Raw genomic sequence first — 24,212 nt, 5'->3', positions numbered from 1 at the left:
AGAATAGGATTGCGCTGGGGGCGAGCGTGCGAAAGCATTGCCCATGACAGAGTTTGCCTGTAGTCACGCTCAACTGGTAATCAGAGCAAGACCGCTTATCTTGTTCTCATTCTTTTGACTGGCATGACCTTGCCGGAGAACCGGAGCCAGGTTCTTGGTGGGGATGCCCTAACGGAGTAGGCGATAGATGAGCTTGATGAACAGCGTACGCAACGTCATCGTTCCCGTACACAAGGAAGGCTATCCCTTCGTTGCAGGCTTCTTCGTCGCGTCGCTGGTGCTCGGTTGGATCTTCAAGCCGCTCTTCTGGATCGGCCTGATCCTGACGCTCTGGTGCGCCTATTTCTTCCGCGATCCCGAGCGTATGACGCCTCAGGACGATGATCTGGCGATATCGCCTGCCGACGGCAAGGTTTCGAGCGTGCAGATGGTGGTGCCGCCGGCCGAGCTCAACCTTGGCAGCCAGCCGATGCTGCGCATCTCGGTCTTCATGAACGTCTTCGATTGCCATGTGAACCGTTCGCCGATGCGCGGCCGCATCACCAACGTCGCCTATCGCCAGGGCAGCTTCCTCAATGCCGAACTCGACAAGGCCAGCGAACAGAACGAGCGCAACGGCCTCGTGATCGAGACGAAGCATGGCGAGATCGGCGTCGTGCAGATCGCCGGCCTCGTTGCCCGCCGCATTCTTTGCTTCGTCCATCCGAACGAGCCGCTGGATGCCGGCGAGCGCATCGGCCTCATCCGCTTCGGCTCGCGCCTCGATGTCTTCCTGCCGGAAGGCGCTTCGCCGCGTGTTGCCGTCGGCCAGCGGGCGATCGCCGGTGAAACCGTCATTGCCGAATTCGGCTCGGCCAAGGGCGCAACCATTAGCCGCCGCAGCTGAACCCGAGAGCATTTCCGTCCTAAACGGAGTTACGGAAATGCTCTATACCATTGTTTTCACGCAATTCCGGACGCAAAACCGCTTCGCACTTTTGCTGGAATTGCTCTAGGAACACGAGCGAGATGAAAACGCCTTTTCCGCCTTTCGAGCCGCATGGGCCTAACGACGAAGCGCGCGGGCCGCGACTACGGGAAATTCCGTTGCGGCTGATCGTGCCGAACATGATCACTGTGCTGGCGATCTGCTCGGGCCTGACGGGCATTCGCCTCGCTTTCGAAAGCCGCTACGAGCTCGCCGTTGCCGCCGTATTGGTCGCAGCCTTCCTCGACGGCATCGACGGGCGCGTCGCCCGGCTTATGAAGGCCACCTCGAAATTCGGCGCGCAGATGGATTCGCTCGCCGATATCGTCAATTTCGGCGTTGCCCCGGCACTCGTCGTCTATGTCTTCCTGCTCGACCAGGCCCGCTCTCTCGGCTGGATCGCGGCGCTCATCTACACGATCGCCGCCGGCCTGCGGCTCGCCCGCTTCAACGTCATGGCGGAGCGCGAGCATAAGGCCTCCTGGCAATCGGAATATTTCGTCGGTGTACCGGCACCTGCTGGCGCCATGCTGGTGCTGCTGCCTGTTTATCTCGGCTTTCTCGGGTTGACGCCGGACCGCACCTTCGCGCTATGGGGTGCAGCCTATACGGTTCTCATCGGCTTCCTGCTGGTCAGCCGTCTGCCCGTCTGGTCCGGTAAATCGGAAGGCAACGGCGTAAGGCGCGACCTGGTGCTGCCGATCATGCTCGGCCTCGTCGTCTATGTCGCACTGCTGATGAGCTATACGTGGCATGTCATGGTCGTGACCGTCGTCATCTATTTGCTATCCCTGCCCTTCGGCGCACGCTCCTGGGCGAAGAAATACGGCACCTACACCATCAATGGCCCCGCCGATCCCAATGTCGACGATTCCAACGACGACATTGGTCGCCACATCTAGGGCCGGCGTATCAAACCGCTGCGCACCGGCCCTCTGGCGGCACCGCCACACTGCAACCGCAAGTCTGTAAGTCTTCCTTACCAATCAGGGGTGTGACGATCGGTTGCCGGCGCAATGGGAAGCCCGCTCAGCGCGATATTTTCGCGGATTCAAACATTGCGGCAGTGCGGATTCTACACGAGGTTTCGGCGCTAATCTCTCGAAATATGGTCGTTGTTTACAAAAGCTGATTGGAAAACGCCTTCGATTTGTCATGATTTACGACAAAAAGCACTACTCGACTGTGAATCGAAAATGCTCCGGGGGAGCATGGTGAGGAGTGAAACATGACGCAGAAGAAAGACCAGCCGGCACAACCGCAGGCAAAGATCGATCCCAGCAAGCATTATCGTCCGCTGGGCCTGAAAGCCGTTCTTGCAGCGCATCTGATGCTGAAGACGAAGCCTCTCAAGAAGAAGATCGCCTGAGAATATAGTTCTGCCCGCCGCCGACCAATACCGGCAGGCAGCATTTCCGGTTACTGGCCGCCGAATGGCGGCCGCTCAGAGAAGGCTTAGCTGACCATCTTCCGGATCCGCCTTCTTCGGCGGTTTCCTGACCGGATCGAGCGCCACGGGTGTCTGCACCTCCGGCCCCATGTTGGCGACCTTGTTGACGCGATCCGAAACCGGGATCGCCTCGAAGAAATCCTCCTGGACCGGCTTCATCAGATCAAGGACATCGCGCGGTTCCTGCGTCTTGCAATCCAGCCAGCGGGCGAAATCCTCCGGCTTGATGACAACAGGCATACGATCATGGATGGAGCGGATGGCGCTGTTTGCCGCCGTCGTCAGGATCGCACCCGTATCGACTTCCGAACCGTCGGCGGACGACCATGTTTCCATCAGCCCTGCGAAAGCGATGACGCCGCCACTGCGAGGGCGAATCCAATAGGCCTGCGACTTCTCGCCGCTTTCCTTCGAAGGCCGGTGCCATTCGTAGAAACCGGATGCCGGAATGATGATGCGGCGATGGCGCATGGCAGCGCGAAAGGATGCCTTGCCGATCGCGGTTTCCGATCGCGCATTGATCAGCAGCGGAAATTCCTTGGGGTCCTTCACCCAGTCGGGCATGAAGCCCCAGCGCACGAGCAGGGCTCGACGATCCGGCAGGTTGCTGCCCGGTTGCTGCCTGTCACCCGAAATGACAACGAGGATCGGCTGGGTCGGCGCGATATTGTAGCGCGCTGGAAAACCGTCATTCAGCAGGACGCCGAGCGCTTCCCCCACCTGGTCTGCCGTCGATGTCAAAGCGAAACGTCCGCACATGGGGCCTGTGTTGCACCCGCAAGGCGCCGGGTCAAGCCTGGGGTCAGCCGCGCGGGCCGAAGAGAATGATCCCCGCACCGACGAGGCAGATGACGGCGCCCGAAATATCCCATCGGTCCGGCAGCCGCCCTTCGGCGAGCCAGAGCCAGAGAATGGAGGCAACGATATAGACGCCGCCATAGGCGGCAAAAGTGCGCCCGGCCGCCTCGCTCGGCACCAGTGCGAGCAGCCAGGCAAAGAGTGCGAGCGAGACAAGGCCGGGTGCCAGCCACCAGACGGACTTCGACAGGCGTAACCACGCCCAGAAGGCAAAGCAGCCGGCGATTTCGGCCAGAGCCGCCAAAGCATATAGCCCGTAGATCATCCCCGATCGTCCCCATAGTCGGCGCATTAAGAATCGTCGCCTTAGCCGGGAGCGAGTTAAGGAGCTTTCCCGCGGGACAGCAAGCGCCGTTTCCTGTAGACATTGGTCGCGAATGGCTCCTCGCCATTGCGCATCGATCTCCCTATCCGAATGCAAAGCGATCCATGACCACTCTTCCGCGCCCGGCCTCCTCCGCCATTCTCCAACGCAACGGTCGCTTCCTGCTGGTGTTGCGCAGCAACCCGCCATCCGCGGATATGTATGCCTTTCCGGGCGGACGGGCCGAAGAAGGCGAGACGCCGGCCGATGCAGCACTGCGCGAGTTCAAAGAGGAGACAGGCATATCAGCCCGCAATCCCCGGCTGTTCGAGACCTACGATCTGCGCTCCCATGCAGCAGACGGAACGCTGACGAGCCATTTCCTGCTCTCGGTCTTCCTCGTGGATGCCGACGAGGATGCGGTCGCCGAAGCCGCCGACGATGCGGCTGATATCGGCTGGTACACGCTTGAGGAGGTGCGCACCCTTCCCGTCCCGGCCAGCGTGCTCGAATGCGTGGAACGACTTGCTGCAGAAAACGCATAGCTCGGCCCCTGAAATTAACGATGCTGAGCAATATCGGCGTGGAAACCACCTCTACCGCCTTGTTCACGTCATGCTTGTCCGCTCAACATGGTTACATGAATCATAACAGCCTTGGCCGACCGCTTCTGATCTGCATCGCGCTTGCCGCAGCCTTTCCCGCTGCAGCACAGCCGGCGGCAAGCGCACCACCGGCACAGGCGGCCGATAATGCGAATGCCGAGCAGCCTGCGCCCTATGACGAGCAGCTTTCCCGGCTTTCCGAAATTCTCGGCTCGATCGATTATCTGCGCAATCTGTGCAGTCCGACACGGGAAGACGGATGGCGCGGCGACATGCAGCACTTGCTCGACACGGAAACCAAGAGCGAGCCGAAACGAAAAGAAAGGCTCACTGCGGCCTTCAACCGTGGATATCGGTCCTTTGCATCGGTTTACACGAATTGCACGTCGCAGGCCCGCATCGCGGAAGAGCGATACCGTAACGAAGGTGCAACACTGGCGACAGAAATCACCGCACGCTTTGGAAATTGACGATTTATTAACCTCTTTTCATAGCGAGCCGTGTCGTTTTGGGAAAAGGCTGATAGAGTTATTAAGCAAGTGGTAAGGACATGAACGTCTCGAGGAAAGAAACAATGGAAACCAGCCTGAACGAAATCGACGACATGATCGTTCATGAAAAGATGCAGGCAGCGCTGGAATACCAGAATGAAGCTTGGGCCGACGGCATGGCAGATGGCATCGAGCCCGAAATCATCGCCGATGCAGCCATTGCCCATGCGATTCGCGAGACGATCCGGATTCAAGGGGAACAAGGCGCCGAGGCCTTGCTCGAATCGCTGCGTGAACGCATGCTGGCTGGCGAATTCTCACCGAACCGTACCCTGCAATAACACTCAGAGATTGCTTATGCGTATCTTTCCAGGCAATGCGCTCACCTGTTCCATTGCCTCGTTTGCTGCCGTAACCCTGTTTTTGGGCAGCACGGCATTGCCGTTACCGGCCAATGCCTTTTCCCAGCTCAATCCGCCAGCCCCCCAGGCGAAAGATACAGCACAACCCGCACAGCAGAAGCACGAAAAGCCGATCGAGCAGGCGCTGGAAGCACCGGCAAATAACGCGCTGCCTATGCCTGATCCGCTGATCAACAAGCAAGCAGGCCAGAACAGCGGCGATGCTTCGAACACGAACAAATCGGTCGAATTTCTCTACGATATCGACAAGGCGCCGGAGCCGGTAAAGAAGCTCCGCGCGGCGATCGTAGAGGCTGCTGCTTCCGGTGATCTCGAGCGTCTGCGCCCGCTGATGAATATCGGAGCCGGCCTGAAGCAGACGCAGGTCACCGCCGACGATCCCGGCGAAGATCCGATCAAGACGCTGCATGATCTTTCGGGCGATCCCGACGGCATCGAGATCCTGTCCATCCTCCTCGACATCATGTCGACCGGCTTTGCCCATGTCGGCCAGGGAACCCCAGACGAGGTTTATGTCTGGCCCTATTTCGCCGAGAAGGACATCAAGACGCTCTCCACGCCGGAGAAGGTCGATCTGATGCGCATCGTGACGGCCGGCGACTATGCCGACATGCTGGAATTCGGCGGCTATAATTTCTATCGCGTCGGCATCACGCCGGACGGCCGGTGGAAATTCTTCACCTCGGGCGAATGATCCGGAAGGGGAACTTGCGGTTCCCCGTCGAAGGCCCTACCTCTGAGTGCTGGAGCATGTCGCGTAAAAGTGCGCAGCGGTTTTGCGGCAACGACATGCGCAAAATCAAAACCTTAAAGCGCACGAAACGAACCTTAGAGGTCGTGACGTGCTTTAAGGCCAAACCAGCGGAACCATCATGCCAGCCGTATTCCTGAGAGAGCGCTCCTTCATCCGCATCACCGGCGCGGAAGCGGAGCCGTTCCTGCACAATCTCATTACCACCGATCTCGCCTCGCTCGGCGCCGACGAAGCGCGCCCGGGCGCGCTGCTGACCCCGCAGGGCAAGATCCTGTTCGACTTCATGATCTGGCGGGACGGACCCGGCTTTCTGCTCGAAACCGACACGACGCAGCGGGAGGGCCTGCTCAAGCGGCTCACCATGTACCGCTTGCGTGCCAAGGTCGATTTCGCCGTGGAAGACACCCAGGGCGTCACGGTGGCGTGGGGAGATGCTGCAAAAGACAGCCCCAAGGATAGCCGCTTCGCCAAGGCGGGCATTGTCCTGGCACGCACGCCGGGCGACCATGGCGGCGATCCCGAGACACTCTATGATGCGCTGCGGATCGCCAACGGCATCGCCGTTTCCGGGCGTGATTTCGCGCTGCAGGATGCGTTCCCGCATGATGTGCTGATGGATATGAATGGCGGCCTCGGCTTCCGCAAGGGCTGCTATATCGGCCAGGAAGTGGTTTCCCGCATGCACCATCGCGGCACGGCGCGCAGGCGTGTCGTCATCGTCAACGGCAGCTCTGAATTGCCGCCTTCCGGCACGGAATTGACTGTCGGCAGCAAGCCGATCGGCACGCTCAGCTCGACCGCCGGCAATATGGGCCTTGCTATCGTCCGCATAGACCGGGCCGGCGAAGCCATTGCCGAGGAGGCTCCGATAAAGGCTGGCGACGTCAGCGTCACCGTCTCTCTTCCAGTCTGGTCCGGCCTCGTCTTCCCCACCCGCGCCGATGAGGCGTCGGCATGATATCGGCCAAGACGGCGCGTGCCTGGCAGCGCATGTTATCCGGGCGCAGGCTCGACCTGCTCGATCCCTCGCCGCTCGATGTCGAGATCGGCGACATTGCGCATGGGCTTGCCCGTGTTGCCCGCTGGAACGGGCAGACCTCCGGCGATCATGCCTTTTCCGTGGCCCAGCACAGCCTGGTCGTGGAGGCGATCTTTCGTCACCTCAATCCGGCAACACCCGACGAGCTGCTTGCCGCATTGCTGCATGACGCACCGGAATATGTCATCGGCGACATGATCTCGCCGTTCAAGTCCGTCGTCGGCGGCGACTACAAGGTCGTGGAGAAGCGGCTCGAAGCGGCCATATACCGGCGCTTCACCCTGCCCCCGCATTGCGCGCCCAAGCTCAAGGAAAAAATCAAGAGAGCCGATACAATCTCGGCCTATTTCGAGGCGACGCTGCTTGCCGGTTTCTCGCCCGATGAAGCCCGCAAATTCTTCGGCCAGCCGCGCGACATCACGCGCGAGATGCTGCCGATCGATCCTGTGCCGGCGATCGAGGCGCAGCGGCTGTTCCTCAGCCGCTTCGAGGCGATCGAGGCGGAGCGCGCCGCTATAAGGATCGGCGCATGACCACGATCGTGGTGTCCCCGCTCGCGCGCATCGCCGAAATGGCTGTTCGGCATGGCGCACGCGAAATGATCAGCCTGATGGCCAAGGAGCAGAACTTTCACCGTCCCGCCGTCATCAAAGCGGAGCGGCATCTGCTGCTCAATATGAACGACATCAGCTTTGCCGGCACCGGCGATCTCGTCGCTCCTCAGGAAACGCATGTTCGCGCCATTATCGATTTCGCTACCGATTGGGATCGAAGCGCGCCTTTGCTCATTCATTGCTGGATGGGCGTCTCACGCTCGCCGGCGGCAGCGCTGATTGCCGCTTTGGCCATCCGCCCGGAGGAAGACGACCTAGTGCTGGTGCGCCGCCTGCGCGCAAGTTCGCCATTCGCCACGCCGAATACACGGTTGATCGCCATCGGCGACGACCTGCTCGGGCGCCGGGGTCGTCTGGTTGCTGCAGTCAAGGAGATTGGCCGCGGTGCGGATGCTGACGGCAATGCGCCCTTCACACTATCCATGGCCAACTAATGCGTTGACACAAAAAACGAAGACCGCTCTCGCGGTCTCCGTTCATCCCGTGACAATCGGCTACCAAATTTACGCGGCGACGCCGTCCGTCTGACCCAGATCATACTGACCATAGGTGTTCTGATAAAGCGACGACGGATCCTGCATGTCGTTCAGCAAGACGTCGAGCGCCTTATCCTTGGCAAGCGTCGCGGCATCCGTCGGGTTGCTGTCGCTCGTGCTCGGCTCTAGCGACAGCATATCGGCGGCGGAAGCATCCGACGATTTCAGGGCATCCAGACCCTCGGCGAACTGATCCTTGGTCAAGGAGCCGGCGTTTTGCGTATCCAGGCTTTTGAACAGGTTTTCAGCATCGCTTTCGCTCATGTCCTTCGGACGCCCGGCAACGAACTCGTTCTGCGAGATCGTGCCGTCCTGATTGGTGTCGAGGCTGGCAAACAGCTGATCCATAGGGGACACGCTCGAAGAGCCGTCCGTCGACGTGGAACTGCTCGACTGGCTGTTCTGCTGCATCTGCAGCAGCATCGACGCCAGGTTGCCCGAAAAGACGTCCGTGGCGCTCGGATCGCTGCTGCTGTCGCCATTCTCGTCGTTGGCAACGCTCGCCGACAGAAGGCCGGACTGCGCCGCCGCCTCCAGCTCCTGAGCATCCACGACGCCATCCTGATTCTTATCCAAGGGACTATACGAGGCAGCCGTCATGCTGCTTCCGATTGAAGAAACCCCGCTCATCCAAATCTCCTACGGCAAATGCCATCGCGTGGTTGATAGACCCCGGCACGCTTAGTCATCTGCAAGCAGGATAGGCCGTTTTGCCTCGCGGATTGAGACTGGTGTTAATTCACCATTAACCATAATTGACAGCCATCGAATCATATTGCCGGTGGGCTCTTACGCGGCCGAAACAACCGCTGATTGAACTTCGGCCGGCTCAATGCGCGAATCATTTTTTCGCGCTTCTATCGGCCGTCTTCTTATTGAATGACAGCGCATGCCAGGCGTTTGCCGGCACCGCCGACGGGCTGGCTGCGGTAATCGTCGGAATCCGCATGGATCATCAGCGTGCGGCCGCGAATGCCGTTCTTGCCATTCAGCGACACCATGCCGTTGAAGACCTGAGCGCGCAGCTTGCCATCCTGATCGACATATTGGTTTGGCATGTCGCCGGCATGCGGCCCATTAGCCGCGAGGAAACCATGTTCCGCCTTGGTGGGGTTGAAATGACCGCCGGCGGACTCGAAGCCATGCGTATGGTCGCAAGTGCTGTTTTCATGAATATGGAAGGCAACCCAGCGATTGGCGGGCATGCCTGAGACTTCCATCTCGATCAGCACACCCCTTTTGCCCTCAGTCAACGTCGCCCGCCCGGCCTGTTTGCCGTCGAGGCCGACAAAATCAGCGGTGGCGGTGTTTTGACTTTGGGTTTGCGCGACCGCAGGCGCGGATACGGCAAGAGCAAGAATTGCAGCGATCATCATCCGATTCATGGAACACCCTCCCTGTTCTGCGTGGCAATTGCCCAACGCATGGCAGGCATGAGGGTTCCGGCAAATGGAAAAAATGACCCTACATCAAAACGATAACGCGGCTTGCCGGGATGCCGGTAGGCCGCGTTACATCGGATTAAAGGCTTGTCAGGCCGCTATGCTACCGACGTCGTATTGGCCGTATGTGCTGTTATAGGCATCCACCGGCGACATCAGATCCAGGCCGAAAGCGATATTGGATTCCGGTGACTTGACCGTGGAGGCGGTATCGGCACTTGGCAATTGCATGAGCTTGGCAATCAAGCCGCTCAAAGCACTGTTTGAACCATTGGCAGTAGCGTCGGTGTTGCTGGCCTCGAGAATGCCGGGGCGCTCGTCCACCGCGCGTTCCTCTTGGCTCAAAAGGCCATCGCCATTCGAATCGAGCCGCGAGAGCGTGCCGCGATACGGGTAAGAGTTGTTGGATACGGAAGAAACATGGGACATACAAACCTCCTTAGGTAGGAGCCGCCTCATGCGACGTCGTTTGTACGCAATACATTCAGAGTTAGACTATGAATTGCTATTAAGCTGCTTCGCGCTGCCCGTAAATACAAATTGTTAATGAGTATTAACCATAGTTCTCAAGTGGTAAATCTGAATTTCCTAATATTTCCTTTGCAATCCTTCGTGAGGGAATCTGGCATAATCCACTGGAATCATAGGGGAATCTGACTATCTAATCTTACCCGGCGAGCGGTTTCGTATATGGTACGGCGGATCGCCCATGGAGAAGACATGATGGAATTGTTACCGCTCGTCATCCTGGTCGTCGGCATCCTGGTACTGCGAGGCCACAACCTACGGATAAAGAAGCTGGAAGCGCGCGTTCAGGAGCTGCAAAATGCTCTCGCGGGCAAGGTGCTGGCGGCGGATACGGGCGAATCGGTTCCCGCAACGGATTCGGTGGCTCTTGCTGCCACGCAGCCTATCGAAGACGAGCCGAAAGCCGCGATCGAAGACACCTCTGCGCCCGATATCGTGGAGCCGGCTCTCGCCTCGAACAATGTCGTGGATATGGTCGAGGAAGAGGCGGCGCCTCTCGCCAGTCAGACATCCGTGCAGGCAAAGGAAAGCCTGGAGAGCGCGATCGGCGCGCGCTGGGCCGTGTGGGTCGGCGGCATCGCGCTCGCGCTCGGCGGCATCTTCATGGTCAAATATTCGATCGAGAGCGGCCTTCTCAGTCCCGGCGTACGGCTGGTTCTTGCCGCCCTCTTCGGCCTTGTCCTGATTGCTGCCGGCGAAGTGATCCGCCGCCGCGCCGCGCCGGTGCTCAACAATGCTTTCCAGAATGCGATGATCCCTGGCGTGCTGACGGCAGCCGGCGTTGTCGCCCTGTTCGGCTCCACCTATGCGGCGCATGCCATCTACGAATTCATCGGCCCCACGACCGCCTTCATTCTTCTCGCACTGATCTCGCTCGCCACGCTCGGGCTATCGCTGTTGCACGGACAGGCGCTTGCCGGCCTCGGTCTGCTGGCGTCGATGGCAACCCCCGCCCTGATCGCTTCGAATGCGCCAAGGCCGTGGATTCTCTTCGGTTATCTCGTTCTGACCTGGCTTGCGACCCTATTGGCGTCGCGCCTGCGTCGCTGGCTGATTGCCCCCTCCCTCGCGAATGGATTGCTGAGCCTCTGGCCCCTGCTCTACATCACCTTCAGCCCGGCCGTCGATCTGACGCCAGTCACGCTTGCCATGCTGGCGATGGTCGCTGGCACCATCTTCCTCTGGCCGGGACGCTATCCGATCTCCGAAGCAGTGCGGGACGACACGGCAACCATGCCGACCGAAGGCAGGTCGCTACGACCTAGCGCCGGCACGGAATGGGCGGGGTTTCTCGCCCGACAGCCGCTCGGCATGACGTTGACCGCCTCTATCGGCGCGCTTGCGGTGTCGCTCTGCCTCATCAACTACAGCCTCCGACAGGGATATCCCATTGTCGACGCCACATTCATGTTCGCGGCGATCGTTGCGGCAGTTGCAGCCTTCGGCGCCGGCCGCCTGCATGCAGCCTGGGCAACGATCCTGTCTGCGCTCATCGTAATCGTCGGCACGTCCGGCATTCTGACCAACTGGATCGCCGGGATCGAATCCACCGGTACAGATGGAACCGCCAGTCTGCAGAGCACGGTGCTCTATGAGGTACTCGGCCTCGGCGCCCTCTTCGTGCTGATCGGCGCCTTCTTCCTCAGGCGCTTCGCCGCGCAGGAAAAACCCTATGCCGCGCTTTGGAGCCTTGTGATGGCCGCCACGCCGCTGGCGATCGCAACGATCAGCTTCGTCAACTTCGGCAACTGGACGCTCGACTGGCTGCATGGGCTCTACGGCATCGGACTGGCCGTCGTACTGATCGCGCTTGCAGAATGGCAAGATCGCCACGAGAACGAAGGGCTGAACCTGCCGACGAACATTCTTGCTGCCGGCTCCTTCGCCGCCGCCGTCTTCGCCCTGCATACGCTTGCGCATCACGCCACGGCGACGATCCTGCTGCCTGTTCTCGGTATCGTCTATCTGCTGGCGGGACGTCTGCGCAATTGGCTGGTTCTGCCGTGGGCAATGGTTGCCGCGCTGATCATCGCCATGGCGCGCATCGCCTGGCAGCCGACGATCGTCGATCCCTCGGAGCTCGGCACGACCCCGATCTTCAACATGCTGCTTGCCGGCTACGGCATACCGGCGGCGCTTGCCGTTTGCGCGGCTTTCATCACCCGCCATTCGCCTAACCTGCGGCTGCGCAATGCCTTACAAGCGCTTGCCTGCTTCCTCGTGCTGCTGACCATCGCCATCCTCGTACGCCATGCCATGAACGGCGGCGTCCTGAACGACGCGGTCCCGACGCTCGGGGAACAGTCGATCTACACGCTGCTGGCGATCGGTGCCTCCGCGACGCTGATGGCGCTCGATCTGAGCGCGGCAAGCCCCGTCTTCCGCTATGGTGGCATGGCGCTCGGCGTCATTTCGGTCGTCATGATCCTCACCCTGCATCTGCTGGGGCTGAACCCGTTCATCACGGGCGAGAGCACTGGCGGTATCCCGCTCTTCAATCTCCTGTTGCTTGCCTATCTTCTGCCCGCCGTCGCCTATGGCGGATTGGCGCTCTTTGCCCGCAACCGGCGTCCCCTGCCCTATGTCAGCATGCTGGCCGTCGCGGCGGCCGTCATGGCCTTTGCATGGGCAACCTTGTCGGTACGCCGCCTCTGGCAGGGTGAATATATTCCCTTCTGGAACGGCTTCATCCAGGGCGAGCTCTATTCCTATTCCGTCGTCTGGCTGCTGATCGGCATCGCGCTTCTCGGGCTCGGTGCCCGCTTCGAGGCACGGAGCCTGCGCATCGCCTCGGCGGTGCTGGTCTTCATCGCCGTCGTCAAGGCCTTCCTGATCGACATGGCGAACCTCGAAGGCTTCCTGCGGGCGCTGTCCTTCATCGGCCTCGGCGCGGTGTTGATCGGCATCGGCCTGTTCTACCAGAAGATCCTGACGCGCGAGAAGGCGACGGAGTGATTGCGGCGAATCCCTTCGCCGGGTAGGACGGAAACCTGCCGACTGATCACTCCGGAGCAAGCGCGACAATGAATACCGACAGGATGGCCCAGGCCTTCGCCCCGTTCGAAGCACTGGCTGCGGATCTCATTCCCCATGCCGCCGATGGCGACGACGGTTCGCACGATATTGCCCATATCCTGCGTGTCTTCCGTAACGCCATGGCCATTCAGGCCGAGGAAGGCGGCAACGCCCGAATTCTCGCCGCCGCCGTGCTGCTGCATGACTGTGTTTCCGTCGAAAAGAATTCGCCGCATCGCGCGCAGGCATCGCGGCTCGCTGCCGAGAAAGCTTCGGGCATCCTGCGGCAACTCGGCTGGGCTGACGAAGATGTTGCGGCGGCGGCGCATGCGATCACCACGCATAGTTTCTCCGCCAACCTGCCGCCGGAAACGCTGGAAGCGAAGATCCTGCAGGATGCCGACCGGCTGGATGCGATCGGCATGGTCGGTGCTGCGCGCTGTTTCTACATTGCCGGGCGTCTCGGCTCCGGCCTCTACGACCCCTTCGATCCGCTTGCGGCAGAGCGGCCACTCGACGACAAGCGCTTCGCCATTGACCATTTCGAGACAAAGCTGTTCAAACTGGCGGATGGATTCCAGACCGAGACCGGGGCCAAGTTTGCCAAAGCGCGGCATGACCGGCTGAAAACCGTGCTGGCAATGTTCATCGACGAAATCTGAGGGCCATCCATGCGCGTCAGCGATCTTTTCATCTATCCCCTCAAGAGCGCGCGCGGCATCGCCATTCCGTCTGCTGCCATCGATGCTTTCGGTCTTGCGGGCGATCGTCGCGCCATGCTGGTTGATCCCTCGGGCAACTTCATCACCCAGCGCGAATTGCAGGCACTGGCCCGGATCGATATCCAGCCGGCGCCCTCCTATCTGCGCCTGAAGATGAAGGGCAAGCCCGACATCATCGTGCCGCCGCCGCACCCGGACAACCGCATGGACATCGTCGTCTGGAAATCAGCCGTCAACGCCTCCGTCGCGGATGAGGACACCAACAAGGCGCTGTCGGCCTGGCTGGATCGCGAGGTCAAGATGGTGTTTTTCGACAGGCTGGCCAAACGTATCGCCAGTTCGGAATGGGCTGGCGAGGATACGCCTGTCACCTTTGCCGACGGATACCAGATCCTCGTCACGACCACCGGCTCGCTGAAGGCGCTCAATGCCAATCTGGCCAGCCACGGCGAAGGTGCCGTCGGCATGGAGCGCTTCCGCCCGAACATCGTCATCGATATCGATGAGGAATGGCCGGAGGATCGTTGGGCAGCGATCGAGATCGGCGGCATCCGCCTCGATCTGGTTAAACCCTGCTCACGCTGCATCATGACGACGCAGGATCAACAGACCGGCTCGCGCGACGTGCCGAACCCCATGCCCGCCATGGGCCGCATCCGCATGTCAGCCGACCGCCGCGTCCCCGGCCCGCTCTTCGGCTGGAATGCCGTGCCGCGCGGCGAAGGCTCAGTGAAGATCGGCGATACGGTGACGGTGCTCGAGGAACGGCCGGAGGGCTGGGCGCTCAAGCGGCGCTAGTCGTTCCGCCGTTTGTTTAGCTTGCGGACCCAAGGCAGCAAGCGCATGCTTATCGCTCCTTTTGAACCCGATGGTTACGGCTGAAACAACCGTGGTGCGCGGGCTTTGGCGAGGTGCGTCCGATGGAATGCGCCGGCTGCGGTTTCGATATTCAGAGCGGCTTTGCTTTCTGTCCGCGATGCGGGGCAAGGCAGCCTATCTCCTGTGCTGCGTGCGGCTATCCCTGCCAGCCTGACTTTGCCTTCTGCCCCCGATGCGGCGCTGCGATTTCCGACAAGGCCCAACCCACAGCCAAGCCGGCCATCAGGACTGCGCCGGCAAAATCCGAGGATGATGCCGACCGGCGGCCGGTAACCGTGCTCTTTGCGGATCTCTGCGGCTTCACGACACTGAGCGAGCAGATCGACCCGGAAGTCATGCGGATGCTGCAGAACGAGTTGTTCGAAGAGATGACCCAGGCAGTCGAGGCCTATGGCGGCTTCGTCGACAAGTTCGTCGGCGATGCGCTGCTGGCGCTGTTCGGCGCGCCGGTTGCCCATGAAGACGATCCGGTGCGGGCGCTGAACGCGGCACTCGATATGATCGAGCGGGCGACGCAGGTCGGCGAGCGCTGGCAAGCTCGTGCCGGCGTGCCGCTGCGGCTGCATATCGGCATCAACAGCGGTCCCGTCGTCACCGGCGGCTTCGGTGCCGTCAGCACCAAATCCTATTCCGTGACCGGCGACACGGTGAACACAGCCCAACGGCTGCAATCCATGGCCGGCGAAAATGATATCCTCGTCGGACCGCTGACCTATCGCCTCACCCGCCACGCCTTCGCCTTTGATAATCTCGGCGCCCAAGCTTTACGCGGCAAAAGCGGCAACGTGCTTGTCCATCGGCTGACGGGACAATTGGAGGCACCGCACACGGCGCGCGGGCTCGAAAGTTTCGGCCTTCAGGCACCGATGATCGGACGGGACACGGAACTGTCACGGCTTTTGACCTGCCTCAACCTTGCCTGCAGCGGCGCGGCGCAACTTGTTCGCCTCATCGGAGAAGCGGGTATCGGCAAGTCGCGGCTGGTCAACGAGTTCATCGGTATTGCCGGCAATACGGCGCGCTTTCCCGGCCTCGCCATCCGCAAGGCGACCTGCTCACCTCTCGGTGAACAGTCCTATGGCACACTTGCCGCGGTCGTGCGCAGCGCCTACGGCATCGGCGAGCGGGACAATCTCGACAGGACGCGACAATTGCTGGCGACAGGATTCCGTGCGCTCGATCTCACGCAGGAGGATGTTGACGGACTTTCGCCGCTTTTCCTGCATGTTCTCGGTCTGGGTGACCCCGACGGAGCGCTGCGGCACATCGAACCGGAGCAATTGCGACGGCAGATCTTCTATGCTGTCCGCACCGTCTTCGAGCGACGGCTGGCGCAAGGTCCCCTGCTGCTTGTTATCGAGGATGTGCATTGGGCCGATGCCGCTTCGCTGGAGGTGCTTCGTTTCATGATGGATCGGCTGGAGCGCAGCCGACTGATGTTGCTTGCGATCTATCGGCCGACATCGCAGATCGACCCGCTGGATTCCAATCGGGTCAGCGTCACCGTCCAGCGTCTCGGCCCACTCGTCGCAACCGACGGGCGGAAGCTGCTCGCCGCTTTTTTCGGCGAGAGTCACGGCAAGCTACCGATCGCGATATGTCAGCGCATTCTCGATCGGGCCGGCGGCAATCCGCTCTTCATCGAGGAGATCCTTCGGGGATTGATCGACATGGGCAGGCTGCACAATGACGGTCAGCGCTGGCAAGTTGCGGCGGAAGACACGGATGTCGATATTCCGGTCAATCTACAGGCGCTCCTGCTTGCCCGTGTCGATCGCCTACCACAGGAGATCAGACGGTTGGCGCAGGAGGCAGCGGTGATCGGCCCGAAGTTCGACACCGCCCTGCTTCGCACCATTACCACCGATCCGGCTGCCATCGACGCCGCGTTGGACTATCTCTGCGATGTCGACATCATCGAGGAATTGCGCGGGCCGGATGCCGGCATCTCGCCCACCTATCGCTTCAGCCAGTCCCTGCTGCACGATGTCATCTACCATAATCTCCTGCTGCAGCGGCGCATGGAGCTGCATCACCGGATCGGCCGGGTTCTGGAACGCCAATATGGCGCAGCGCCGGATCGGCCCGAGCATCTGGCGCAGCTCGGTTATCATTTCAGCCTAACGACCGAAAAAGCGAAGGGAGCCAGTTATCTGATGGCGGCCGGCGATCTGGCGCGCAAGACCTATGCCAATGACGACGCGATGCGCCTCTATCGCCAGGCACTCGCCACCTTTGCGAACGAGCCGAAGATAGCGCCGGAGCAATCGGCGCTCCTGGAGCGTCTCGCCGATCTCTGCGGACCTGCCGGTCACCGCGATGCTGCCTTGAATCATTATCAGCAAGCGCTGGCGATCCATCGCACCGAAGACGATCGGATCGCGGCGGCGAGGATATTGCGCAAGATCAGCCGGCTGCATCTCGAGGCGGGACACCGCGATCAGGCGGAGGCGCATTGTGCCGAGGCAGAAGCCATGATCGGGACGATCGATGCGCCGGTCGAACACGCGCATCTCCTGCAGGAGCGCGGCCATCTGGCCTTCCGCATGGGCGACCAGGCCGCCGCCGCCGAATGGGCGACGCAGGCGCTGCAACGGCTGCAAACGCTCCCTATCGACGGAACGACCGAGACCGGACGAGAGGCGGCGCGTGCCATGGCGGAGGCGCTGAACACGAAGGGCGCAGCACTTGCGCGGCTCGGCCGCCGCCGCGATGCCGTGCAGGAAGTGGAGCGAAGCCTCACTGTCGCCGAAAAGGCCGATCTACAAAGTGCTGCGTGTCGCGCCTATTCCAATCTCGGCGTGCTCTACACGATCGTGGATCCGGCTCACGCCATCAAGATCTGCCGGCGGGGGCTGGAGGTCGCGACCCGCATCGGCGATCTCGGCTTCCAGGCGCGCCTTCTCGCCAACCTTGCCGTTTCCTGCTGCACCTTTACCGATCGCTGCGCCGCCGAGGGCGTGCCGGCCGCGGAGAAGGCGGTGGAAATCGACCGGGCGCTCGATCAGCGCGACCACCTTTCCGTGCCCTTGATCGTCCTCGGACAGATCCATCAATGTCACGGAAAGCCGAAGCTCGCGCGCAAATATTACGAGGAAGCCCTTGAGGTTGCGAAGGAAATCGATGAGCCGCAATTGCTCTTTCCATGCTATGATGGCTTGGCGACACTAAGCCTGGAACATGACGACCTGGTCGAGGCGGAGCGCTTTTTCACGCTGGCGCAGGATGTATGCGCGCGCCACAACCTCGATCCGGGCACGCTCGTCGTATTGCCGTTTCTCGACTGACCGTCTTCGTTACGACGGCCTCAGGAGATTGGTTGGGAGAACCGATTCAAACACATAAAGGGAGGAACGAAACATGCAGGAGAACCACACCGAAAGACCATTGCAGCCTGGAGATCGCGCCCCGAATGTCGTGCTGGATGCGATCACCCGCCAGGGCAAGATCGCCATCGACGATTTTCGCGGCCAGAGGCCGGTCCTTGTCGGATTGTTCCGTGGACTGCATTGTCCCTTCTGCCGCCGGCAGATCGCCGCCATGTCCGAGCTCACCGGGGCTCTACAGGAGAAAGGCATCGACAGCCTGACCGTCGTCAACACACCGATCGAACGCGCCCGGCTCTACTTCCGGTTTCATCCGCTTCCCAATCTGCTTGCCGCCTCCGATCCGGAGCGGGTATCGCACAAGGCTTTCGGCCTGCCGAATGTCCAGTTCACCGAAGACGAGACCGACTGGCCGCGCAAGGTCGGCATCAGCGCCGTGCGGTCGATGCGCATCGACATGCCGGGTGAACTTCCCCAGCCTATGGATCCGATGACGGCGATGGAATTCCTCGACAAGGCGGACGGCTATGAAATCACGGAGGACGACAAACATATGGTCGCCACCGGCGAAGGCCAGCTGGTCGGCGAATTTCTGCTCGATCGGGATGGTGTCATCCGCTGGTGTTTCACCGAGGCCGAAGAGGCCGGTCGTCATATGTTCGGCATTCCCGCCCCGCGAGAGGTGATGTCGGCGGCGTCGAATATGGCTGTTTGAAGCGAGCCGTCCTTCTGCTCCGAATATGCCTCGAGCTTGATCCTGTTTACCGCGCACTTTTGCGCGGCGTGCTCTATAGTTTGGCTGCGACCGCCGGCCGCTCCTGCGAAACCGCATTCAGCGCCTTCATCGCCGCCTGAATAAAGCCCTCGCGCGCCGCAGCGATCTCTATGCCGCGCGGTTCGTAGACATGGCGATGCAGGAAGAAGCCGGTCAGGCGGAAGGCGGCAGAAAGGCTTTCCCTGTCTGCAGCGATCATGGTGCCGGTCGTCAGAAATGGCGGCAGCGTCAGCATCTTGTCCGCCCATGGCATGCCGGCTGCCCGGCAGACGGCACGCCCGGACTTCGGAGAAACGAAGGCCAGATCCTCGCGTACGCCGGTTGCCGCGCATTCCGTCAAATCGAGGCCGAAGCCGAGGTCGTTCAGCACGGCAAGCTCGAAGCGCACAAAGAGTTCGCCGGCATCAGCGGGGTTCTGCAGGTTTTCCAGGATGACATCGAGCGCATCGTAGAGATGTGGATGCGGATCGCGCTCCGGCAGCAGCCGCAGCAAGGCGGCCATCGCCTGCACGCCATAGACGGCGGTCGCGGTCTCCATCAGCCGCGCGGCCCGGAGCGTGACCGGTTCCATGCGAAACTCGCCGAGATGCTCGTGCAGCCTTGCCCGCCACGTCACCTCGACGAGATTGCCGGCCTGCAGCACCGGCTGCATGGCGCGTGAGCGACCGGATCGCACCAGCCCCATGTGGCGACCGCGGGCACGAGTCATCACCTCGGCGACGACACTGGTCTCGCCGAGACGTTTGACGCCCAGAATAATCGCATGGTCCTGCCACTGCATCGGCCGGTTGCCTCGAAAGATTTTTGCGATTCGAGTTTAGGGCAAATGGCCGCCGCTGTCACATGGCGAGCGGGGAGCCGCCGGCCAGGCTTTCGACGAAAAGGCGCATGGATTGCTCGTCAAAAGGCTTGTTCAAAAGCGGCACATGCCGCAAATCTGCCGGAAAATCGAGTGTATCGGAATAGCCGGTGACGAAGCCGAAGGAAATGCCCCGCTCCATCAGCAATCGGGCAAACCCGAAACTCGTCGACTCCCCAAGATTCACGTCGAGCATCGCAAAATCATAATGTTCCGAATGGATGGCGTTGACCGCCTGCTCCAGATTCGAAGCAATCTCAACCTGTTGAATTCCGACGAGGTGAAGAATTTCCTCCGCCTCCATGGCAATGATGAGATTATCTTCCAGTATAAGGACGCGCTGAAACGTCATATCAGCGCCATCCTTGCCCGTACGCGCCAGCTGGCGTACCCCGTAAAAAGTCCCGCATCTATCCCTCCGGCGCCAATCATCGGCCCGTCTTGAATGGATGGTTAGCCCCATCCGTCTTGGCTCAGTCTCTCGTGACATGACTTCGCCTCCAACCCGCTTCGCACTTTTTGCACTGCGGTACTATGGGCTCGTCATCCTGCTCCAATCGCTTTTGCTGCCGGGGTTAGTAAAAGGTGAAACTGGTCGAAAAGTGACGATGACAATAATCTATGCTGATACAGTTGTTGTCAGCATTTAAAAAAGACATGCTGTTCGCATGAAGGATGATGGCTAGATGAAGGGTCGTTTGCCCGAATCAAGGCCATCCCAGCCGGCAAGTTCGGCAAGTCCATCACCGTCCAGAACCTCGCAGCCTCGCTCCTGCCAGAGAAGCAATTTCCGAGCAGCCAGCTTTTTCAATGTCTTGTTGGTATGAACAACGGAAAGGCCCAGCGTATCGGCGACATGCTGCTGCGTGATGGGGATCACCTTGCTGCTGTTGAAAAGGTGAAGGGCTCTGGCACGCTGATGCAGGTATGCGATCAGATAGGCGGCTCGCTCGACCGCCGATCGCCGGCCGACGCTCAACAGATGCTCATCGAGGATCCGCTCCTCGCGCGAAGCAATCCAGGTCAGGTCGAAGGCAAGCGGCGGATGGGAATTGTAGAGCGTCATCAGTTCGGTACGCTCGAAAACGCAAAGCGATATCGGCGAGAGCGCTTCGGTCGAGTGCTGCATCTCGCCCATGATCGAGCCCTGCAAACCGATGAGATCGCCGGGCATCACGTAGTTGAGGATCTGGCGGCGCCCATCCTCCAGCGTCTTGTAGCGGAAGCCCCAGCCGGAAAGGATAGTGAAAAGGTGGGCGCTATGCGCCCCTTCGAGGAAGATCGTGGCGCCGGCATCGACAAGAAGCTCGCCCTTCTTGAAGCCGCTGATGAAATTCAGCTCGTCGCGCTCGAATTCACGGAAATGCGGCAAAGACCTCAGCGGACAGTGCTGGCATGGAGTGCGTTGCCCATGCATCGTCGCAGCTGCCTTTGCCATGAAACGCTCCCTCAAGTTGCAGCGGCGACGGCGACATGCCGGATAAACCGCTGCAATATAAAGCATTCAGGCAAGCAAAGTTCCATCAGTGCGGGAAATCGAGCCCCATTTCGCGGAAACGTTCGGGGTCGTCTCCCCAGTTTTCACGGACCTTGACGAAGAGGAAGAGGTGCACGGGCTGCTCCAGAATTTCGGAGAGCTCCTTGCGCGACGCGGTCGAGATCGCCTTGATCGTCTCGCCACCCTTGCCGAGCGCAATCTTCTTCTGGCTGTCGCGCTCGACATAGATCACCTGCTCGATGCGCACCGAGCCGTCCTTGCGCTCTTCCCACTTCTCGGTCTCGACATGCGAGGAATAGGGAAGCTCCTGGTGCAGGCGTAGAAACAGCTTTTCGCGGGTGATTTCGGCGGCGAGCTGGCGCATCGGCAAATCCGAAATCTGATCCTCCGGATAGTACCAGGGGCCTTCCGGCAAGGTCTTTGCCAGATAGTCCATGACGTCGTCGCAGCCTGAACCGTTTTCGGCCGAAATCATGAAGGTTTGCTCGAAGGCGATCTTCTCGTTGGCGGCCGCGGCAAGCGCCAGCAGATCCTCGCGGCGAACGCGGTCGATCTTGTTCAGGACCAGGATCTTCGGCTGGGAGACGTCCTTCAAGCCTTCCAGGATAGCCTCCGCATCACCACGCAAACCACGCTCGCTGTCGATCAGCAGCATGATGAGATCGGCGTCCTTGGCGCCACCCCAGGCAGACGTCACCATGGCACGATCCAGGCGACGACGCGGCTTGAAAATGCCGGGCGTGTCCATGAAAACGATCTGCGCGTTGTTGTGAATGGCGATGCCACGCACGATCGCGCGCGTCGTCTGCACCTTGTGGCTGACGATCGAAACCTTGGCGCCCACGAGCCGGTTGACCAATGTCGACTTGCCGGCATTGGTCGGGCCGATGAGGGCCACGAAACCCGAATGCGTCGGGCCGATATGTTCAACCGCGCCGTCTTCGGCGGGCGTGTCCTGCTGATTAGTCATTTTTTCCGTCATTCCCTAGAGCCGGATGATTTCAGGTCGAACCGACCTAAAAACTGAATCCGCTCCAAACTCAAAGAAGTAGAGCATGATGTCATCCGAAATCCCCTGACACTTTTCGGCATCATGCTCTAGCAGTTACGTCTCAGTCGGCTGAGGCTGCCAAACACCTTCGCGCTCCAGAATCCGCGTCGCGGCCATCTGCTCGGCCGCACGCTTGGAGCGTTCAATTCCCGTCTCGGGCGTCGTTCCCTTCACTTCCACCGTCACGGTGAAGCGTGGATCATGATCCGGTCCGCTGCGATCATCAACCCTGTAGACCGGGGTGACGCCGAATTTCGCATGCGCCCATTCCTGCAATTCCGTCTTGGCATCGCGCCTTGCACCTTCCGGACGGATGGCGCGGCGTTCCCAAAAGCGCAGAATAAATGCGCGGGCAACTTCGAGGCCGCCATCCAGATAGAGCGCGGCAATCAGGCTCTCGACGACATCGGCACGCACGTTCAACATGCGCTTGCCCGTCAGCTTCTTCACGTCGGCGCCGGTGCGGATGTAAAGATGCAGTTCCATTTCATCGGCGACTTCAGCGCAGGTCTCCGCGCTGACGAGCTGATTGAGGCGCACCGAAAGCTCACCTTCCGTTGCCGCACCGAAGGTCTTGAAGAGCAATTCCGCGATGCACAGGCCGAGAACCCGGTCGCCGAGAAACTCCAACCGTTCGTAGTTGCCCGTCTTGTGCGTGCGCGCGCTGGCATGTGTCAGCGCACGGTCAAGACGCTCCTTCTCGGCGAATTCGTGGCCTATAGCAGCCTCAAGCCTGGCACGATCCGCCTGGGAGAGCGTCTGCGCCTTCGTCATTCGACAACCTTGAAAATACGATCCCAACGCATGTTGGTCGGCCATTTCCAGATTTCACGGAAGGACGTGTCGTGACCCAGCGAGAAGAAGATGACGCTGGCGCGGCCGATCAGGTTTTCTGCTGGGACATAGCCGACATCGAAACGACTGTCGTCGGAATTGTCGCGATTGTCGCCCATCATGAAGTAGTGGCCGGCCGGAACGACATATTCCTGCGTGTTGTCGCCACGCGAATTCGGCGAAAGATCCAGCGTGTCATAGACCTTGCCGGTGTCCGGCAGGCGCTCGCTGTAGACGGGGATGTTGTCGCCAGGCTCCTGGCTATAGTCCGACGAGAAGGTGCCGTGCGGCTCGCGCGGAACGGCCTGGCCGTTGATGTAGAGAATGTCGTTCTTCACCTGAATGCGGTCACCCGGCAGGCCAATGACGCGCTTGATATAGTCGACATCCGGATTCGGCGGGAAGCGGAAGACCACGACGTCGCCGCGCTTCGGCTCGCTGCCCAGGATGCGGCCGCTGAAGATATCCGGCGAGAACGGCATTGAATATTTCGAATAGCCGTAAGCGAACTTGTTGACGAAGATATAGTCGCCGACAAGAAGCGTCGGCATCATCGAGCCGGACGGGATGGTGAATGGCTGGAAGAGAAAGGTGCGGATGATCATGGCCAGGACAAGCGCCTGGACGATGACCTTGATATTCTCCCACAGGGCGTTCTGCTGTTTTACGGCTTTCTCGGACACGCAGTCTTATTCCTTTTTCGCACCCCACCGGCGCACTTGCATTCAGGCACTGTCTACTCGCTTCATATCATCGCGGCAATGGCGCGGATGCCAAAAGCGACATACGGTTGCGATTCAACCGTCCATCGGCAGCGCCTCGATGATTACAAAAGCCTGAGCAAGAGGAAAATCATCCGTTATCGTCAAATGAATGGCGGCGCGATGATTTGGTGGCAGCATGGCGGCCACTCTTTCGGCGGCACCGCCGGTCAATTGCATCGTCGGCTTGCCGCTCGGCAGGTTGACGACACCCATGTCACGCCAGAAGACGCCCTGTGCCAACCCGGTGCCCAAGGCTTTGGAACAGGCTTCCTTGGCGGCAAAGCGCTTGGCATAGGATGCCGCCTTGTTCTTGCGGCGCTCCGACTTGGCGCGCTCGATATCGGTAAAGCAACGCTCCGTGAAGCGGGCGCCGAAACGTTCGATCGTCTTCTCCACACGACGGATATCGATGAGATCACTACCTATGCCGATGATCATGGGAAGGCCCTCCTGGCGGCCCGGACGACGTCAGGCTCGGG

The 24,212-nt window shown here is 60.4% G+C and carries 27 protein-coding genes; 15 read left to right on the top strand and 12 right to left on the bottom strand.

The window, feature by feature from the left end; translation table 11 throughout:
• The first annotated feature begins 187 nt into the window (after positions 1-187).
• The 3 genes from GA0061100_RS07560 to GA0061100_RS34820 all read left to right on the top strand — a co-directional run bounded on the left by GA0061100_RS07560 (position 188) and on the right by GA0061100_RS34820 (position 2,336).
• Positions 188-886, top strand: coding sequence for a phosphatidylserine decarboxylase (locus tag GA0061100_RS07560; protein WP_075852136.1), 699 nt, complete (start codon positions 188-190; stop codon positions 884-886).
• Positions 887-1,008: 122 nt separating this feature from the next.
• A complete protein-coding gene (gene pssA, locus GA0061100_RS07555) occupies positions 1,009-1,869 on the top strand; it encodes a CDP-diacylglycerol--serine O-phosphatidyltransferase (RefSeq protein ID WP_075852135.1) in 861 nt (286 codons plus the stop codon).
• 326 nt (positions 1,870-2,195) lie between these two features.
• The gene (locus GA0061100_RS34820; protein ID WP_015339320.1) at positions 2,196-2,336 is read left to right on the top strand and encodes a hypothetical protein; all 141 of its coding nucleotides are present in this window, start codon (positions 2,196-2,198) and stop codon (positions 2,334-2,336) included.
• Between the two features lie 75 nt (positions 2,337-2,411).
• Here GA0061100_RS34820 and GA0061100_RS07550 read toward each other — a convergent pair whose 3' ends face one another.
• Both GA0061100_RS07550 and GA0061100_RS07545 read right to left on the bottom strand, forming a co-directional pair.
• Complete coding sequence (locus tag GA0061100_RS07550) at positions 2,412-3,176, bottom strand: SOS response-associated peptidase (protein ID WP_075852134.1); 765 nt, start codon at positions 3,174-3,176, stop codon at positions 2,412-2,414.
• A 43-nt stretch (positions 3,177-3,219) separates the two neighbouring features.
• Positions 3,220-3,540 carry a YnfA family protein gene (locus GA0061100_RS07545; RefSeq protein ID WP_075852133.1) on the bottom strand — a complete coding sequence of 107 codons (321 nt, stop codon included), beginning with the start codon at positions 3,538-3,540 and terminating at the stop codon, positions 3,220-3,222.
• 164 nt (positions 3,541-3,704) lie between these two features.
• Here GA0061100_RS07545 and GA0061100_RS07540 point away from each other — a divergent pair, with 164 nt between their 5' ends.
• The 7 genes from GA0061100_RS07540 (at position 3,705) to GA0061100_RS07510 (ending at position 7,938) form a co-directional block, all read left to right on the top strand.
• Entirely contained in the window at positions 3,705-4,124 is a 420-nt protein-coding gene (locus GA0061100_RS07540; RefSeq protein ID WP_075852132.1) for an NUDIX hydrolase, read from the top strand.
• A gap of 95 nt (positions 4,125-4,219) precedes the next feature.
• The gene (locus GA0061100_RS07535; RefSeq protein ID WP_075852620.1) at positions 4,220-4,654 is read left to right on the top strand and encodes a TIGR02301 family protein; all 435 of its coding nucleotides are present in this window, start codon (positions 4,220-4,222) and stop codon (positions 4,652-4,654) included.
• 104 nt (positions 4,655-4,758) lie between these two features.
• Positions 4,759-5,016, top strand: coding sequence for a hypothetical protein (locus GA0061100_RS07530; RefSeq protein ID WP_034507811.1), 258 nt, complete (start codon positions 4,759-4,761; stop codon positions 5,014-5,016).
• A gap of 16 nt (positions 5,017-5,032) precedes the next feature.
• A complete protein-coding gene (locus GA0061100_RS07525) occupies positions 5,033-5,791 on the top strand; it encodes a hypothetical protein (protein ID WP_075852131.1) in 759 nt (252 codons plus the stop codon).
• 178 nt (positions 5,792-5,969) lie between these two features.
• Positions 5,970-6,809: a CAF17-like 4Fe-4S cluster assembly/insertion protein YgfZ gene (gene ygfZ / locus GA0061100_RS07520; protein WP_075852130.1), complete on the top strand. Its 840-nt coding sequence runs from the start codon at positions 5,970-5,972 to the stop codon at positions 6,807-6,809.
• A complete protein-coding gene (locus tag GA0061100_RS07515) occupies positions 6,806-7,423 on the top strand; it encodes a YfbR-like 5'-deoxynucleotidase (protein ID WP_075852129.1) in 618 nt (205 codons plus the stop codon). The genes ygfZ and GA0061100_RS07515 overlap by 4 nt, the downstream gene beginning before the upstream one ends.
• Positions 7,420-7,938, top strand: coding sequence for a tyrosine phosphatase family protein (locus tag GA0061100_RS07510; protein WP_075852128.1), 519 nt, complete (start codon positions 7,420-7,422; stop codon positions 7,936-7,938). Before GA0061100_RS07515 ends, GA0061100_RS07510 begins: the two co-directional genes overlap by 4 nt.
• A 69-nt stretch (positions 7,939-8,007) precedes the next feature.
• Here GA0061100_RS07510 and GA0061100_RS07505 read toward each other — a convergent pair whose 3' ends face one another.
• From GA0061100_RS07505 to GA0061100_RS07495, 3 genes are all read right to left on the bottom strand, one after another.
• Positions 8,008-8,640 carry an EF-hand domain-containing protein gene (locus tag GA0061100_RS07505; protein ID WP_244557782.1) on the bottom strand — a complete coding sequence of 211 codons (633 nt, stop codon included), beginning with the start codon at positions 8,638-8,640 and terminating at the stop codon, positions 8,008-8,010.
• A 272-nt stretch (positions 8,641-8,912) separates the two neighbouring features.
• Positions 8,913-9,425 (bottom strand): superoxide dismutase family protein, encoded by a 513-nt coding sequence (locus GA0061100_RS07500; RefSeq protein ID WP_075852126.1) that lies wholly within the window; start codon positions 9,423-9,425, stop codon positions 8,913-8,915.
• A 147-nt stretch (positions 9,426-9,572) separates the two neighbouring features.
• A complete protein-coding gene (locus GA0061100_RS07495) occupies positions 9,573-9,911 on the bottom strand; it encodes a hypothetical protein (protein WP_075852125.1) in 339 nt (112 codons plus the stop codon).
• Positions 9,912-10,205: 294 nt separating this feature from the next.
• Here GA0061100_RS07495 and GA0061100_RS07490 point away from each other — a divergent pair, with 294 nt between their 5' ends.
• The 5 genes from GA0061100_RS07490 to GA0061100_RS07470 all read left to right on the top strand — a co-directional run bounded on the left by GA0061100_RS07490 (position 10,206) and on the right by GA0061100_RS07470 (position 18,667).
• The gene (locus GA0061100_RS07490) at positions 10,206-12,965 is read left to right on the top strand and encodes a DUF2339 domain-containing protein (RefSeq protein WP_075852619.1); all 2,760 of its coding nucleotides are present in this window, start codon (positions 10,206-10,208) and stop codon (positions 12,963-12,965) included.
• Between the two features lie 68 nt (positions 12,966-13,033).
• Positions 13,034-13,687 carry an HD domain-containing protein gene (locus GA0061100_RS07485; RefSeq protein WP_425298672.1) on the top strand — a complete coding sequence of 218 codons (654 nt, stop codon included), beginning with the start codon at positions 13,034-13,036 and terminating at the stop codon, positions 13,685-13,687.
• A 9-nt stretch (positions 13,688-13,696) separates the two neighbouring features.
• A complete protein-coding gene (locus tag GA0061100_RS07480) occupies positions 13,697-14,545 on the top strand; it encodes an MOSC domain-containing protein (protein ID WP_075852124.1) in 849 nt (282 codons plus the stop codon).
• 122 nt (positions 14,546-14,667) lie between these two features.
• Positions 14,668-17,913: an adenylate/guanylate cyclase domain-containing protein gene (locus tag GA0061100_RS07475; RefSeq protein ID WP_075852123.1), complete on the top strand. Its 3,246-nt coding sequence runs from the start codon at positions 14,668-14,670 to the stop codon at positions 17,911-17,913.
• Between the two features lie 73 nt (positions 17,914-17,986).
• Entirely contained in the window at positions 17,987-18,667 is a 681-nt protein-coding gene (locus tag GA0061100_RS07470) for a peroxiredoxin-like family protein (protein WP_075852122.1), read from the top strand.
• A gap of 73 nt (positions 18,668-18,740) precedes the next feature.
• Here the strand turns inward: GA0061100_RS07470 and recO are convergent, their stop codons facing one another.
• From recO to acpS, 7 genes are all read right to left on the bottom strand, one after another.
• Positions 18,741-19,508 carry a DNA repair protein RecO gene (recO, locus tag GA0061100_RS07465; protein WP_075852121.1) on the bottom strand — a complete coding sequence of 256 codons (768 nt, stop codon included), beginning with the start codon at positions 19,506-19,508 and terminating at the stop codon, positions 18,741-18,743.
• Positions 19,509-19,566: 58 nt separating this feature from the next.
• Positions 19,567-20,049 (bottom strand): response regulator, encoded by a 483-nt coding sequence (locus tag GA0061100_RS07460; protein WP_425298675.1) that lies wholly within the window; start codon positions 20,047-20,049, stop codon positions 19,567-19,569.
• 219 nt (positions 20,050-20,268) lie between these two features.
• Positions 20,269-21,024, bottom strand: coding sequence for a Crp/Fnr family transcriptional regulator (locus tag GA0061100_RS07455; protein WP_075852119.1), 756 nt, complete (start codon positions 21,022-21,024; stop codon positions 20,269-20,271).
• An 85-nt stretch (positions 21,025-21,109) separates the two neighbouring features.
• On the bottom strand, positions 21,110-22,054 hold the full coding sequence (gene era, locus GA0061100_RS07450) for a GTPase Era (RefSeq protein ID WP_075852617.1): 945 nt from the start codon (positions 22,052-22,054) through the stop codon (positions 21,110-21,112).
• Between the two features lie 135 nt (positions 22,055-22,189).
• Positions 22,190-22,909 (bottom strand): ribonuclease III, encoded by a 720-nt coding sequence (rnc, locus tag GA0061100_RS07445; RefSeq protein WP_075852118.1) that lies wholly within the window; start codon positions 22,907-22,909, stop codon positions 22,190-22,192.
• The gene (gene lepB, locus GA0061100_RS07440; protein ID WP_075852117.1) at positions 22,906-23,652 is read right to left on the bottom strand and encodes a signal peptidase I; all 747 of its coding nucleotides are present in this window, start codon (positions 23,650-23,652) and stop codon (positions 22,906-22,908) included. The genes rnc and lepB overlap by 4 nt, the downstream gene beginning before the upstream one ends.
• Before the next feature lie 114 nt (positions 23,653-23,766).
• Positions 23,767-24,171, bottom strand: coding sequence for a holo-ACP synthase (gene acpS / locus GA0061100_RS07435; protein ID WP_075852116.1), 405 nt, complete (start codon positions 24,169-24,171; stop codon positions 23,767-23,769).
• Positions 24,172-24,212 lie beyond the last annotated feature (41 nt).

This window comes from Martinezella hainanensis (assembly GCF_900094555.1).
GTDB lineage: Bacteria > Pseudomonadota > Alphaproteobacteria > Rhizobiales > Rhizobiaceae > Rhizobium > Rhizobium hainanense.
The sequence above is the reverse complement of the archived record's forward strand: the minus strand, read 5'-3'. Positions and strand labels throughout refer to the sequence as shown.

What these genes read in the sequence shown, in the direction of transcription:
- GA0061100_RS07515 (WP_075852129.1), top strand. Translation starts at nt 6,806, where the DNA reads ATGATATCGGCCAAGACGGCGCGTGCCTGGCAGCGCATGTTATCCGGG.
- GA0061100_RS07490 (WP_075852619.1), top strand. Translation starts at nt 10,206, where the DNA reads ATGGAATTGTTACCGCTCGTCATCCTGGTCGTCGGCATCCTGGTACTG.
- GA0061100_RS07485 (WP_425298672.1), top strand. Translation starts at nt 13,034, where the DNA reads ATGAATACCGACAGGATGGCCCAGGCCTTCGCCCCGTTCGAAGCACTG.
- GA0061100_RS07550 (WP_075852134.1), bottom strand. Translation starts at nt 3,176, where the DNA reads ATGTGCGGACGTTTCGCTTTGACATCGACGGCAGACCAGGTGGGGGAA.
- GA0061100_RS07510 (WP_075852128.1), top strand. Translation starts at nt 7,420, where the DNA reads ATGACCACGATCGTGGTGTCCCCGCTCGCGCGCATCGCCGAAATGGCT.
- acpS (WP_075852116.1), bottom strand. Translation starts at nt 24,171, where the DNA reads ATGATCATCGGCATAGGTAGTGATCTCATCGATATCCGTCGTGTGGAG.
- GA0061100_RS07545 (WP_075852133.1), bottom strand. Translation starts at nt 3,540, where the DNA reads ATGATCTACGGGCTATATGCTTTGGCGGCTCTGGCCGAAATCGCCGGC.
- GA0061100_RS07480 (WP_075852124.1), top strand. Translation starts at nt 13,697, where the DNA reads ATGCGCGTCAGCGATCTTTTCATCTATCCCCTCAAGAGCGCGCGCGGC.
- GA0061100_RS34820 (WP_015339320.1), top strand. Translation starts at nt 2,196, where the DNA reads ATGACGCAGAAGAAAGACCAGCCGGCACAACCGCAGGCAAAGATCGAT.
- rnc (WP_075852118.1), bottom strand. Translation starts at nt 22,909, where the DNA reads ATGACGAAGGCGCAGACGCTCTCCCAGGCGGATCGTGCCAGGCTTGAG.
- GA0061100_RS07535 (WP_075852620.1), top strand. Translation starts at nt 4,220, where the DNA reads ATGAATCATAACAGCCTTGGCCGACCGCTTCTGATCTGCATCGCGCTT.
- GA0061100_RS07500 (WP_075852126.1), bottom strand. Translation starts at nt 9,425, where the DNA reads ATGAATCGGATGATGATCGCTGCAATTCTTGCTCTTGCCGTATCCGCG.
- pssA (WP_075852135.1), top strand. Translation starts at nt 1,009, where the DNA reads ATGAAAACGCCTTTTCCGCCTTTCGAGCCGCATGGGCCTAACGACGAA.
- GA0061100_RS07460 (WP_425298675.1), bottom strand. Translation starts at nt 20,049, where the DNA reads ATGGGGCTAACCATCCATTCAAGACGGGCCGATGATTGGCGCCGGAGG.
- ygfZ (WP_075852130.1), top strand. Translation starts at nt 5,970, where the DNA reads ATGCCAGCCGTATTCCTGAGAGAGCGCTCCTTCATCCGCATCACCGGC.
- recO (WP_075852121.1), bottom strand. Translation starts at nt 19,508, where the DNA reads ATGCAGTGGCAGGACCATGCGATTATTCTGGGCGTCAAACGTCTCGGC.
- GA0061100_RS07475 (WP_075852123.1), top strand. Translation starts at nt 14,668, where the DNA reads ATGGAATGCGCCGGCTGCGGTTTCGATATTCAGAGCGGCTTTGCTTTC.
- era (WP_075852617.1), bottom strand. Translation starts at nt 22,054, where the DNA reads ATGACTAATCAGCAGGACACGCCCGCCGAAGACGGCGCGGTTGAACAT.
- GA0061100_RS07540 (WP_075852132.1), top strand. Translation starts at nt 3,705, where the DNA reads ATGACCACTCTTCCGCGCCCGGCCTCCTCCGCCATTCTCCAACGCAAC.
- GA0061100_RS07495 (WP_075852125.1), bottom strand. Translation starts at nt 9,911, where the DNA reads ATGTCCCATGTTTCTTCCGTATCCAACAACTCTTACCCGTATCGCGGC.
- GA0061100_RS07560 (WP_075852136.1), top strand. Translation starts at nt 188, where the DNA reads ATGAGCTTGATGAACAGCGTACGCAACGTCATCGTTCCCGTACACAAG.
- GA0061100_RS07525 (WP_075852131.1), top strand. Translation starts at nt 5,033, where the DNA reads ATGCGTATCTTTCCAGGCAATGCGCTCACCTGTTCCATTGCCTCGTTT.
- GA0061100_RS07470 (WP_075852122.1), top strand. Translation starts at nt 17,987, where the DNA reads ATGCAGGAGAACCACACCGAAAGACCATTGCAGCCTGGAGATCGCGCC.
- GA0061100_RS07505 (WP_244557782.1), bottom strand. Translation starts at nt 8,640, where the DNA reads ATGACGGCTGCCTCGTATAGTCCCTTGGATAAGAATCAGGATGGCGTC.
- GA0061100_RS07455 (WP_075852119.1), bottom strand. Translation starts at nt 21,024, where the DNA reads ATGGCAAAGGCAGCTGCGACGATGCATGGGCAACGCACTCCATGCCAG.
- GA0061100_RS07530 (WP_034507811.1), top strand. Translation starts at nt 4,759, where the DNA reads ATGGAAACCAGCCTGAACGAAATCGACGACATGATCGTTCATGAAAAG.